Raw genomic sequence first — 13,315 nt, forward strand, 5'->3', positions numbered from 1 at the left:
TCCTGTTAGACGCGGTAATCCAGTGTTCCTCTTTTAACTAGAACGATTAGGAGTACGGCGCTGATTATAAATTCCCCTGCAAGGAAACTGCCGTTGTAGACTGCGGGCCAAAGCCACCTGCCAAACTCTGGGAAATCGTACACGTAGTACCAGACAAACACGCCCACAAAATAGTGCACCAAAAACCGCAAGAAAACGGCTATGGCGGCTCCTGCAACTGCGAATGGGACGGTTTTGCGGTGGAATATGCCTGTTAATCCCAACAGACAAAACGCTACGGGGTACTCCAGAATTGCTTGCACGGGGGTTGCGATAGCGTATGCGGCGCCAAACGTTAACACGTCAATAAATAGTGCCAATGCGCCAAAAACCACACCTGCAATCAAGCCGACTTTTATGCCCCGCCGTAGTGATAGCCACATAACAGGCACCATGCTGCCCACGGTCACGGCTCCGCCATACGGCCACGGAATACGAACCGCATACAAAACCGCCGCCAAAGCAGAAAAAACAACAATTTCAGCAAGAATTCTCGTTGGAAATACAGTTACATTCTGAGGTTTAGACTCAACATTTACTTTGTTCACTATTTGTTCCCTCCGCCAGTATTACCTGGGTCAGGTTCCTTGGGTCGACAACAAGTAGTTGCCCTCTCAGCCAGGTCAGATCCTAGCTCCCCATTGAATAACCTAAAACAAAAACTGGGTATCAAAGCTTTTAGGTTTATCGGTGTGCTTATTGTGTTGGTGTTTGGGTTCTTTTTCTTTTGGGGCGGATTTTTTGTTTTGTGGTGTGTTTTTGTGGGCATGTTTTAATTGTCAATTGTGTTGTTTTGGTTGTATTTTTGTTAAACAAACCAGCAGTAAAACTTAAGAATGAAACATTTAGTGATGCTAATTGCGTCTCGAAGCTTTGAATTGGATGGTAACTGTTCAAAGCCAAGCTGAGATAAAATAAAAAAGGAGATAAAAAATGTCTAAATCTAAATATTTGGTTTTTTCAGCAACACTTCTTTTGTTGTTGAGTTCGAGCCTAGGTGCCTTCTCTTTGTCGACTGCACACGCCACCACTGATGTGCCTGACTCAACCATTGAAGATATGCTTGCAAACTTGGGCGCTGAAGCAAACACGACCAAATCGGTTCTTGAATTGAAGGGTTTATCCCTTTTGGAAACTGTTGTTGCTCTTGACCTGACAAAGTATGCCATTGCTTCAGAGAAATGCGTTGATGATTCTTACCTTAATGTTGTTCCACAACAAAACGTGCGTTACATGCTTACTGGTGATGGAAGCACGCTGGATATACTTTGCACCTTTGCAAATGATGACTTGCAGGTGATGCATGTTCTTGAAAGCAAGGGAACACAAAGCCTGACCGCTTCGTCAAACAGCGAACTTGAAATGGCTAAGACTTTTCTAAATAACTACCAAACCTACACTGAAGACTCGTTCTATAACGAACTTGGGTCAATGCTTGATAATCTAGGTGCTGAAAATGCTCCTGTAACTTCTGGAAACATAAAACTTGAAGTAAACACCGATGAAGACTCAAATACCTTCCGTTGGACCTACACATCTAACGGCGCTGAAGCCCCATCCAAATGCGTAGCCCTAAGCTACAAGAACGGCTTCCTAAACTATTTCCTAGACAATTGGGCTCTCTACAAAATAGGCAGTGACAGCATTAACCTCTCTGAAGAAGAAGCCATAGACATCGCATTGGATAATGCTAAGGCATTTTCTTGGCAGACTGATTCTGGCGATAGCATCTATGAAGTCAAGGACTTCAATGTTACAAACGCGATGGTCTGGGATACACTCTTTTGCAGCAACCTTTACGCGGATAAAGCACGAAGCGATGACCCTCTGATGCTTTACCCCGTGAGGCATGTTTGGGTTAGTTTGGACAAATTCTATCCAGGCAATGTTTATGGTATAGAAGTTTTTGTCTGGGCTGATACTAAAGAAATCTGTCAAATCCAAGAACGTTTTTCAACCCTTGACCCTCCAGCTGACCAGGTTGTAACAATCGAAGACCTCTCGAGTGCTTCATCAGACCTTACCCTCGCTGTTGGCGATGCTCAGTCAAATTCGATGGCAATTGCGTGGATAGTTTTCCCTGTTCTTCTCGCCGTAATGGTTGGTGTGACTCCTCTTTGGTTTGGTAAGAAGGCTTCGCCAAAACGTACCCTTGGTAGTGCTTTGATTCTTCTGTTGATAACTCCGATGCTGATGCTTCCAATCGCGGTTGTTAGTGCTGAACCAACTCGACGCGCTACTGTTTGGGGTTCTGAAAGTACTGGTTTGTCTGGTCGAAAAACCGCCGCTGAAATTTCACGGCAACAATCCGTTTCGCAGCACATCAGCGAGTACTTTGCCAACGACGGCTACTCCGCTAACAACTATCAGGGAAGCAGCTCAATTAAGAGCCAGATTCTGTACCAGATCTCAAATAACGAGGCAAATTATGACCGTGTAGCTGTAGTTGATTTTGACCACGGCGTTGGCAGGGTTGACTACGATGAAGCTCATGGAGAATTCCATTACATGATTGAAGACAACGTTGGCATGACTAACTGGGATAATCCTGATTTTGACCATCTGGTATTTGACATGGACATACACAACGCAACAGACGGCAACACTTTCTTTGCGTTCATCAACACTTGCATGTCTGGGCGATTCGTTGATACCGAAGTAGTGCCAACCTACCCTGCTGGGCAAGGATTCAACGACAATGGCTCTGCTGTTAGTCTGCCTTTTGCTTGGACTCATAAACTTGTAAACTGGAAAGGCTTTGGCAACTTTACTACCGCAGACCACATGAGCATGTTTGGCTACGCTGACCCCGACAACGGAGACTACTGTTACATAGGGTTCCCATTTGGTTCTGCCGCTTTAGACCAGTACATTGAAGACGGTTGCCCAAAATACTGGGAATGGGTGGAAGACTTCTTTTGGCATGCGCTGTCTTTTGACATGACAATTAACCAAGCTTTAGACGAAGCTTCACTGGAGAACTTTAGCGAGGACTTTGGCGACACTGCCCTCTACAACAGCTTCACCGCAGTCTGGCCCATATACCGTTATAACGCAACTTCCAATCAGTGGGAATGGCAAGACGATACGGGTCCAAACAGCACCATGGCTGTCTACGGAAACGGTAACATACACTTGTACGAGTACTTTGTGCATTACCCCTACGTTAGCTCTGGAACATATGGTTCTGGGTTAGTTAGCAATCCTAACGGCTTCACAGGTGCTCAACCCAACAGCGACTACACCCTTCTACGGGCACTAAACGTAAACGACCAAGCAGTGGTAATTGGCAGCATGGGTTACACAGGCGCCAACGAAGCACATGGACACATCTGGGCGTATGGCTACTCCTCCACATACACCAGCCGCCTACGCGTATACGCTTCTTACTACAGCGGATCTGGATGGCAACTAGTTGCCGACAATATACTCGTAAGCCCCGGCGGCGCCCGCTGGATTGACTGTGGAACCTACGCAACCGATTTCCGATACATCTCATTAGTGGTCTACCGCCAAAGCGCAGGTGACTACATCAATAACCTCTACATCGACTCCATTGTCGTCCTCCCGCCAATACCCTAAGCAACCAACAAAAACCCTCAACAACCTCTCCCTTTTTTCTATCTCTCTAAAAACTTTCTCTGAGCTATCATGTATATTGCAAAAGCTTTATCTGCAAACGAAAGAAAAATAGTCAATGGTGGTCTTGTGGGTAAAGATTTTGTGTCTGTGGCTTGTTTTGTTTTCCTGTTTACCTTGTGTTTTGTTATGGCTACGCCTGCGGGGGCGTCTTCTGTTGTTGAGGATTTGTGGATAGAAAAAGCGTCTATGCATGAAGCCAGAGCGCGCCTAGGCGTTGCTGTTGTTGACGAGCAAATCTATGCTATTGGTGGCTCTACAAGCACGGGCCAGTTTTTGGGAACCAACGAAAAATATGACCCCACAAGTGATGTTTGGGTTTTCAAAGAATTCATGCCTACTCCCCGAGCCAGCTTTGGCGTAGCCGTTTGTCAAAACAAAATATACTGCATAGGCGGCTTATCCGCGGTAGAGCAGCATCCCTACAAACGCCTAGTATCCGACGTTAACGAAGTCTATGACCCCGCATCCGATTCTTGGCAAACGCTAACTCCCCTGCCCGCACCAAAAGAAGGCGTACAAGCAAACGTTGTTGACAACAAAATCTATGTTTTAGGCGGCAACTCTTCAGAAAACTATGTCTACGACGTTGCTGCTGATTCGTGGGCTGAAAAAGCTTCCATGCCTGTTGTCCCCCAGCTTAACTCTGGCTGGAGCTGCGTTTCCGCCGTCATATCAGGCAAAATACATGTTCTGGGATTAAACTCCGAGGGCGCTTTCCATCTAATATACGACCCTGACGCCAACACTTGGAGTTCAGGAGCACTAAACGGCGTCGCTTACGCCTCAGCAGCTGTAACCACAGGTATCAACGCGCCTAAACGCCTATACGTTTTCAGTGCAGCTTACACTGTCTGGGAACTAAATCCACCCCCTGTCACAACCGCTGTTTATGACCCCACAAGTGATGCTTGGGGTTCTGGGGCATCAATGTCGACTGAGCGTGCTAACACCGGCGTTGCTGTTGTCAAAGACCAACTGTACGTTATTGGTGGCGAAACCCTCGAGGTAGGCATGAACGCCCTAGCAAGCGCCGCAAACGAGCAATACACCCCAATTGGGTACCACGCCCCCGATGATAATTCGCCCGCAGTTGATGTTTTGTCCCCCAAAGCTATAGCTTACAACTCTTCAGACGTCGCCCTGACCTTCGCTGTCAACGGCACAGTTTCCCACCTAAGCTACAGCCTTGACGACCAAAACAGCATCTCACTTTCGGGAAACACAACCCTAACTAACCTAACCAACGGCAACCACACCATTCAAGTCTACGCACAAGACACCACTGGAAACGTCGCCGCCTCAAAACTCCTACAGTTCACAATCTCTAACACCCAACCCGAACCTTTCCCAGCAACCTCCTTCATCGTTGTCTGCAGCTTACTAGTAGCCATAGTCATTGCAGGCACAGCTTATCATGCAAAAACCAAAAAACCCCTCCAATAACCGCCTCTCCCCTGATGCACGACCCACCCCGTGACCCTGCGCAGTAACAGCTTGGTTTTTCCCATATTGGTGTTTGTCTTAAGAAAGGTGTGAATGCTGAAACGTTTTTGTGCAATTTGGATGTTCAGAACTTCATGTGTATAGTTTTGCTTATTCTATTCATGTGGCTGCTGTATTTTTGAGTGAAAGCCGTTAATAATGCTTATCTTTGGGATTTGTGGTTATATCTTTATTATATCTTTAGGATATTGATGATGAATGCCTGAAAAAGTTCTAATAACATTGCGCGATGACCACCTTAAAGCAGTTGACGAACTTGTAAGACTTGGTGCAGCATCAAGCCGAAGTGAAATGGTTGACAAGATCGTGGGTGGCTTCTTGGCTGACTTAAAGGCTAAAAAACGAAATAGCGATACGGCGCTTGGGAATCTGGTTGGGTTCTTACTGCTTCTTTTTGGAATCGCGGCAATTGCGGAAATCTTAGGCGGTGACAGTTGAGGAGGTGAACAAATGAACCTGAAAAATCATGCGATATGCGGAGGCTTAGTATCTGGTGCTTTCTACTTGTTTTACAAGCTGTACAAAAATCAGGAAATAAACTTCTGGGAGATGCTTGCAGTAGGTGCAGTCGGAGCGGCAGTGGCAGTGCTTCCAGACGTAATTGAACCCGCAACTAACCCCAATCATCGAAGTGTCTTTCATAGTGGAACAACGTTGGGTTTAATAGCCCTTGGCAACAACAAAATATTGCAAACTGAACAGCTCACCGAAAATCAAAAAGCGTGGCTTCTTTCTCTTGGCTTAGCCTACTCAAGTCACCTTGTTCTAGATGGAACAACACCAAAAAGCATACCTCTGCTAATTTAGGAAATCTGTTGTGCTAAACGGCATTAGATGAAATACTCTCCTTCCTCTTTTTGTTACTGATTAAATTCACACGCGAGTGTACCGCAAGAATCTGTACAAAATTACATTTTTTTTAAAATACCCAAATTTTGTATACAATTTTACGGTAATGTTTTTAGGGTGTTTTCGGGTTTTGCTATCGCATTGTATTGATGTGGAGCATGTTGTATGCAGCCTTTGCCTAAGGATTACAAGTTCATAGAGATTGAGCGTAAGTGGCAGCAGAAATGGGAGGACCTTGGGGTTTTCCGTTACGACTGGAACGACACGAAGCGGGTGCCTTTTAGTATTGATACTCCGCCGCCTTATCCGTCGGGTGAGTTGCACATGGGGAACGTTTTGAACTGGACGTATTTTGATATGGTGGCTAGGTACAAGCGTATGCGCGGGTTTAACGTGTTGTTTCCGCAGGGTTGGGACTGTCACGGCTTGGGCATAGAGATTCAGGTGGAGAAGCTGCATGATGTTCGTAAACGTGATGTGGAACCTGCTCAGTTCCGCAGCTGGTGCCAAGAGCTTGTTGAAAAGTACATTGGTATGATGAAAGACGGCATCCTCAAACTGGGCTGCAGCATCGACTGGTCCACCGAATACCGCACCATGGACCCCGACTACTGGCGCCGCACCCAACTCAGCTTCATCCTGCTGCACAAGAAAGGCTACATGTACCGCGGCACCCACCCCGTAAACTGGTGCCCCCGATGCGAAACCGCCATAGCCGACGCCGAAGTCGACTACAAAACCCGAGAAAGCACCCTTAACTACATCCGCTACCCCCTCGAAGACAGCAGCGAGCACCTACTAATTGCCACTTCACGCCCCGAATTCATACCCGCATGCGTAGCCGTTGAAGTCAACCCCAAAGACGAACGCTTCAACAAGTACATCGGCAAAAACATCATAGTCCCCATCGTCAACCGCAAAGTCCCAATCATCGCCGAAGAAAGCGTAGACCCCGACTTTGGAACGGGCGTGGTTCAAATCTGCACCTACGGCGACAAAGAAGACGTAAAAACCGTCATGAAACACAAGCTCCCCACAATTGGGCTTTTATCTGAGAACGGGCGGATTTCGGAGAGCGGTGACAAATACGCTGGATTAACTGTGAGTCAGGCTCGGGCGGCGATTGTGGAAGATTTGAAGGCACAGGGGCTTTTGGAAAAAGTTGAGCCGCTTACCCAGCAGGTCGGCAAATGTGACCGCTGCAAAGCCAACGTGGAAATCTTAGAGCGCAAGCAGTGGTTCATGAAGACCCGCAGCCTAACCGAGCAGGTCGAAAAAACCGCCAACGAAGTCATCTGGTATCCCGATTACATGAAATCACGCCTCATCGACTGGGCAAAAGCCCTCGATTGGGACTGGGTAATTAGCCGCCAACGCCTTTTCGCCACGCCCATTCCCGTGTGGTACTGCAAAAGCTGCGGCGAACTCATCCTCGCTGGACCCGACTGGGTGCCCATAAACCCCAAACTCGAAAACCCCAAAATCGAGAAGTGCCCCAAATGCGGCGGCACCGACTTCAACGGTGAAACCGACGTTTTCGACACTTGGATGGACTCTTCCATAACCTGCGCCGTGCACGCGGGTTGGCCCGACCGTGAAGACTGGACGCGGCTTTTCCCCGCAGACATGCACCCTTCAGGCATTGACATCATCCGCACTTGGGCTTATTACTTGATGGTTAGGCATTTGGCGTTGTTTGACCAGACCCCCTACAAGAGCTGCCTAATTAACGGCATGGTCCTAGGCGGGGACGGGCGCAAAATGAGCAAGTCGCTTAAGAATTATGTTGCGGCGCCTAAGGTTCTTGACCAGTACGGTGCAGATGCTACAAGGCAGTGGGCAGCAGGCGGAGGAGCCACAGGCTCAGATATCCCGTACCGTGCCCCCGATGTAGAGTACGGCAGGCGTTTTCTTGTTAAGCTGTGGAACGTTTCGGGCTTCACCAGTAAACTGCTTGCTGACTACACGCCCACAGCAGCCGCAGACGTGAAGCTTGAGCCGTTAGACCGCTGGGTGCTAAGCAAAATGCAAACGCTCATCCAAAACGTAACCGACGCGTTTGAAAAATGCCAATTCAACATGGCAGTTGAAGAACTGCGCAACTTTACCTGGCACGTTTTCTGCGACTCATACGTGGAAGCCGTAAAAGACCGCCTCTACCGCCCCGAGGTTCACGGACAAGAAAAACGCGTAGCTGCCCAGTACACCCTCTACAGCGTTCTCTACCACATGCTCCAGTTGCTCTCACCCGTAACCCCGCACCTGACCGAAGAAATCTACCAAACCATGTACGCCCCCGACAAGAACTACAGTAGCCTGCAAACTTCCCCCTGGCCCCAAGTTGAAGCGGCATTGGTAGATGAGCAAGCAGAAAAGCAAGGCGCCCTTGTCGTGGAGCTAATCGGCGAAGTTCGGCGTGAAAAAGCACAAAACCGCTTGTCTTTGAATACGCCTGTTCTGCAGCTGAAAGTTTACGCTGGCAGTGATGAGGCGGCAAAGGCTCTGCTGTCGGCTGAAAGTGACATAGTGGGCGCTTGCAAGGTTGAAGCGTTCGAGGTCGTAGCCGCCGAGGGCGAGGGCAGGGAACTTGCTCAGTACCCCAAGGTGCATTTTGTAGCCCAGCACGGCGAGGCAAAAAAGAAATGAAAACCGTTGGGTTGATTGGCTGTGGTGCGATAGGTACGGTTTTGGCAGAGGCTATAGACCGCAAACTTGTAGTCTGCGACGAGCTAATCGTTTTTGACGTTGACGCATCCAAAGCCCAGCAGCTAAAGCGGCTCCTTAGTTTCCCCGTAACCATCGTCGATAGCTTCGAAGAATTGCTAAAACGCCGTCCCACGGTGGTGGTTGAAGCAGCTTCTCAGCAGGCAGTACGCGACTACGCAAAAAAACTAGTAGAGCAAGAAATAGACGTTATTGTCATGAGCACGGGTGCCCTGCTGGATTTAGACTTAACCTCAAACAGGCTGCATGTTCCTTCAGGAGCCATCGGAGGCTTAGACGCCATAGCCAGCGCCGCCCTAACAGGCGAGTTGCAAGTTACGTTGACGACCCACAAAAACCCTAAAGCCCTAAAAAACCCGCCCGCCACCGCCTCAGTAATCTATGAGGGGGACGCTCAAGAAGCTGCACGCCAGTTCCCGCGTGAGATGAACGTTGCCGCCACATTAGCCTTAGCTGTCAAGCCTTCAAAAGTCAAAGTAACCGTTATCGCCGACCCCGCCATGCAAAAAAACACCCACGAAATTAACGTTAACTGGAAATTTGGCGAGATGCACCTGCGGTTTGCTAACAGTCCGCATCCTGAAAACCCCAAAACCAGCGCTTTGGCTGCATGGTCAGCTATAAAACTGCTGCGTGACTTGTTGGCTGCCGTCTAAGGTAGGTTAGGTTAGAGTATGTGGATTAGTTTGCGGTAGCTGTAGTTAGTTGCCCGACATTCGTGAATTGCGCGGATGCCCCCTGGTGCGCCTTGGGTTGGGTGGGTTAAACTTTCTTTGGGCGGTCAGTTGGTTTGCTGGGGTATAACGCTGTTTTTTTGTTGTTTTTTGTCTTGTTTTTTAGATAGATTTATTAGCACTTCGTTTTGTATCTGGGGACACAACGGTGAATTAAATGAAAACTTTACTTGCAGTTGTAATAATTGCTATTATCGCAGTGGGCGGCGTAGCGGGTGTTTACCTGTACTCGTCTAGTTCCCCTGAAGGCGGCGAACCGCAGACCCGTACGGTCGTTGACTCAACTGGCGAAACTGTTGAAATCCCCATGGAGGTTAACCGTGTGGTGGCTTTGCGCTCTGGCATTGTTGAGATGCTAGTTGTGCTGGGCGCGGAAGATACAATAGTTGGTGTGGACGAGCAAACAACCGACGGTTCAGGCTACGGCGCTTTTAACGTCCAAATCTGCCCTGAACTGCTAGGCGTTACTGCTCCTGTTGCTGGGCGCTCAGTAAACGTCGAAGAAGTCATCGCTTTAGACCCCGACGTGGTTTTCATCGGCGGCTACGGCAGACTCAGCTGGATTGAACCCCTAAAAAACGCCAACCTCACAGTTGTAGTGGCGCATTTTGAAGAAATCGGAAACTTTAGCCGTGATCTTAGAATCGTCGCTGAAGTCGTAGGTAAAACCGAACGCGCCGAACAAGTCATTCCCCACATTGAAGGCGTCCTATCTACCATAGACTCCCACGTTGGCGACATCTCCGTGGCTGAACAGGTTTCTGCGTACTTCTGCTCTCACGACGTGTACCACGCTTACGGCTCAACCACTTTTGAGCACTTCCAAATAGTCACCGCCAAAGGCGTAAACGTAGCAGAAAGTATCACCACTTGGCTCCCTGAAATCTCTCCTGAACAACTAATTGACTGGAACCCCGACGTAATCTTCACCTTAGAAGCAGTCAACACTGATGAAATCTTGCATGACGAACGCATCCAATCCGTTTCGGCAATCAGCGACGGCAAAGTCTACTCTATCGCCGAGGCAGGCTGGGACTTTGGCTCCTTGCGGGCTATCTTTGCCATAGAATGGATGTCAACAAAGCTTTATCCTGACCACTATAGTGACATCGACATTAACCAGGAAGCAAACAGCTTCTATCAGGCAGTCTACGGCGTGAACTATACAGGACCACAGCTTTAGAATGAACCAAGAACGCCCTGCACCCCTGCTCTGGCACGAACTCTGGCGCAGCATGATGGACAAGTGCACAGGAGTGGCGCTTGACCAAAACGGCAGCCTAAAACGATGGCACCCCAACGACGCCAAAGACTACCTCCAACACTCCAGCCCCCACTACCCCAAAGCACTCAACCAACTCATAAACATCCAACCAACCGACAACATACTCGACATAGGATGCGGACCAGGCGTTCTCGCCCTTCCTTTTTCTAAACTCTCCAAAACAGTAACCGTAGTCGACATATCCCCGGGCATGCTCAACATACTCAAGCAAAACGCGGCGCGCGAAGGCGTAGTAAACATCAAATACGTCAACAAATTCTGGCTTGAAACCCACATCGGCGAAGACATAGCCGACAACTACGACATCGTGCTCTCTTCTAACTCTATAAACCTGCTTGGCATCCAAGAATCCTTTGTGGACGGCAAACCCAAGTTAAGCTGGGACCTTGCCACGGCAATAGAAAAAATGAATCAAGTGGGAAAACGTGTTTACATTAGCTTCCCCGCAGCGGTTCACGATTACTCGGCAGCGTTCAAAAGTATCGGAAAACAGCATCACCCTTGGCCAAGCTACACCATCTTGCACAACATGCTCTACCAGATGGGTCTTCGCCCCAACGTCGACACCTTGCACTTTACCAACCCAAACATCGACAAGAACCTCACCATAAGGCGCGTAGGCTGGGCAGTGAACCTAACCCCCCAAGAAAAAACAGCGTTCCAAACGCATCTAAAACAAAGCCAAGAACGATTCTTCAAAGCCAACCAGACCTGGGGCGTTTACTGGTGGAAAACACAAAACCACAACAAGGCAAAAAGCCATGAAACTAATTAAAAGCTACCCTGCCCTTCTGGCTCTGCTAATTGGTCTTCTCATTCTACTGTTTTTAGCCTCCATCTCAATGGGCAGATACTCAATTCCCCTTGACACCGTGTTTAGCACCCTGTTTTTAGGCAACACCGCAGACAGCACCGCCGTAAACGTAATTTTCAACGTGCGCCTCCCCCGCGTAATCGCTGCCATCTTGGTGGGTGCAACGTTAGCAGTTTCAGGAGCAGCTTTCCAGGGACTTTTCAAAAACCCTTTGGTTTCCTCTTACCAGCTGGGCGTTTCGTCAGGGGCAGGTTTTGGCGCAGCTTTAGCAATAACAATGGCAGGCAGCACCTTTCTTATCCAAGGCTACGCTTTCCTCTTTGGCATCATAGCCGTTTTAGCCTCCTTTGCCATGAGCCGCATCTACAAAGGCTCCTCTACTCTCACACTTGTACTCTCAGGCATCATCGTCGGCTCATTTTTCTCCGCACTGGTCTCGCTTATGCAGTACGTTGCCGACCCCCGAGAAACCCTCCCCGAAATCGTCTTTTGGCTCATGGGCTCCTTGTCCGCCACGACAGTCAAAAACCTGCTCCCCGCAATCCCCGTCATCTTGGTGGGGATAGTTGGGTTGATGCTGGTTCGATGGAGAATAAACATACTGTCCATGGGAGAAAACGAAGCCCGCTCCTTAGGAATTAACCTCAAAGTTCTCGTGAGCCTTGTCGTAGCCTGCGCAACCATCGCAACTGCCTCAGCAGTCTGCATAAGCGGCGTCGTCGGCTGGGTCGGCTTAGTCATCCCCCACATCGGCAGAATGCTAGTTGGACCCGACTACAAAAAACTCCTCCCAGTTAGCCTACTCATCGGCGGCTGCTACCTACTAGTCATCGACGACATCGCCCGAACCGTCATCTCAGGCGAAGTGCCCCTGGGAATTTTGACTGCGCTTGTGGGAACGCCCTTCTTCGCGTACCTGCTGTGGAAAGCAAAAGCGGGGTGGTCCTAATGCTGCAAGTTACTGACGCTGCGTATTCGTATGACGGGAAAAAGAAGGTCTTTGAACACGTCAATTTTTCCCTCTCGCAAGGCGAGATACTGTGCATCTTGGGACCTAACGGTTCAGGAAAATCCACCCTGCTCAAATGCACAAACGCCCTGCAAAAACTCGACTGCGGCAACGTCGTCGTAAACGGCAAAGACATAACCGCCATTAGCCGAAAAGAACTAGCCACGTACATGGGTTTTCTGCCGCAGATCCACGTTTCCACCTTTCCCTTCACCGTGCTTGAAGTAGCCGTCATGGGCAGGTCGCCGCATCTTGGATTAGCCGAATCCCCCTCCAAAAAAGACTACGCGCTTGCCAAAGAAAACCTTGACCTGCTAGGCATCTCCCACTTAACCGACAAACCCTACACCAACATAAGCGGCGGCGAACGCCAACTCGCCCTCATAGCCATGGTACTCACCCAGCAACCCAAAATCCTGCTTCTAGATGAACCCACCAGCCACCTAGACTTTGGAAACCAAATCCGCATGCTCGACCTCATCAAAAAACTCTCCGACAAAGGCCTCTCTATAATCATGACCACCCACTTCCCCGACCACGCCTTCCACCTCTCCTCCACCGTAGCCATAATCGACAAAGGCAACTTCATAGCCACAGGACCCGCCGACAACGTCATAACCGAACAAAACCTCAAACAAATCTACGGCATCAACATCCAAATCGCCTACGTCAACAACACCAAAATCTGCATTCCAGTCAAACAAACCTAACCCTCC

The 13,315-nt window shown here is 49.0% G+C and carries 11 protein-coding genes and 1 riboswitch; of the genes, 10 read left to right on the forward strand and 1 reads right to left on the reverse strand.

The features are described from left to right. Positions 1 to 5: 5 nt before the first annotated feature. Positions 6 to 587 carry an energy-coupled thiamine transporter ThiT gene (locus tag NWF04_01370; GenBank protein MCW4005239.1) on the reverse strand — a complete coding sequence of 194 codons (582 nt, stop codon included), beginning with the start codon at positions 585 to 587 and terminating at the stop codon, positions 6 to 8. Beyond that, positions 578 to 690: riboswitch (TPP riboswitch) on the reverse strand. It overlaps the preceding gene by 10 nt. Before the next feature lie 282 nt (positions 691 to 972). Here NWF04_01370 and NWF04_01375 point away from each other — a divergent pair. From NWF04_01375 to NWF04_01420, 10 genes are all read left to right on the forward strand, one after another. Further along, the gene (locus NWF04_01375) at positions 973 to 3,621 is read left to right on the forward strand and encodes a hypothetical protein (GenBank protein ID MCW4005240.1); all 2,649 of its coding nucleotides are present in this window, start codon (positions 973 to 975) and stop codon (positions 3,619 to 3,621) included. 126 nt (positions 3,622 to 3,747) lie between these two features. Then, entirely contained in the window at positions 3,748 to 5,124 is a 1,377-nt protein-coding gene (locus NWF04_01380; protein ID MCW4005241.1) for a hypothetical protein, read from the forward strand. Between the two features lie 258 nt (positions 5,125 to 5,382). Next, entirely contained in the window at positions 5,383 to 5,622 is a 240-nt protein-coding gene (locus NWF04_01385; protein ID MCW4005242.1) for a hypothetical protein, read from the forward strand. 12 nt (positions 5,623 to 5,634) lie between these two features. Further along, entirely contained in the window at positions 5,635 to 5,991 is a 357-nt protein-coding gene (locus NWF04_01390; GenBank protein ID MCW4005243.1) for a metal-dependent hydrolase, read from the forward strand. A gap of 207 nt (positions 5,992 to 6,198) precedes the next feature. Further along, positions 6,199 to 8,679, forward strand: a complete 2,481-nt coding sequence (locus tag NWF04_01395; protein MCW4005244.1) for a valine--tRNA ligase — start codon at positions 6,199 to 6,201, stop codon at positions 8,677 to 8,679. Next, positions 8,676 to 9,413 (forward strand): aspartate dehydrogenase, encoded by a 738-nt coding sequence (gene nadX, locus NWF04_01400; GenBank protein ID MCW4005245.1) that lies wholly within the window; start codon positions 8,676 to 8,678, stop codon positions 9,411 to 9,413. The genes NWF04_01395 and nadX overlap by 4 nt, the downstream gene beginning before the upstream one ends. Positions 9,414 to 9,648: 235 nt before the next feature. Beyond that, the gene (locus NWF04_01405) at positions 9,649 to 10,674 is read left to right on the forward strand and encodes an ABC transporter substrate-binding protein (protein MCW4005246.1); all 1,026 of its coding nucleotides are present in this window, start codon (positions 9,649 to 9,651) and stop codon (positions 10,672 to 10,674) included. A gap of 1 nt (position 10,675) precedes the next feature. Beyond that, positions 10,676 to 11,551 carry a class I SAM-dependent methyltransferase gene (locus tag NWF04_01410; protein MCW4005247.1) on the forward strand — a complete coding sequence of 292 codons (876 nt, stop codon included), beginning with the start codon at positions 10,676 to 10,678 and terminating at the stop codon, positions 11,549 to 11,551. Continuing rightward, positions 11,538 to 12,539 carry an iron ABC transporter permease gene (locus NWF04_01415; protein MCW4005248.1) on the forward strand — a complete coding sequence of 334 codons (1,002 nt, stop codon included), beginning with the start codon at positions 11,538 to 11,540 and terminating at the stop codon, positions 12,537 to 12,539. Before NWF04_01410 ends, NWF04_01415 begins: the two co-directional genes overlap by 14 nt. After that, positions 12,539 to 13,309 (forward strand): ABC transporter ATP-binding protein, encoded by a 771-nt coding sequence (locus tag NWF04_01420; protein MCW4005249.1) that lies wholly within the window; start codon positions 12,539 to 12,541, stop codon positions 13,307 to 13,309. The genes NWF04_01415 and NWF04_01420 overlap by 1 nt, the downstream gene beginning before the upstream one ends. Positions 13,310 to 13,315: the final 6 nt, after the last annotated feature.

Source organism: Candidatus Bathyarchaeota archaeon (genome assembly GCA_026014465.1).
GTDB lineage: Archaea > Thermoproteota > Bathyarchaeia > Bathyarchaeales > Bathycorpusculaceae > JADGNF01.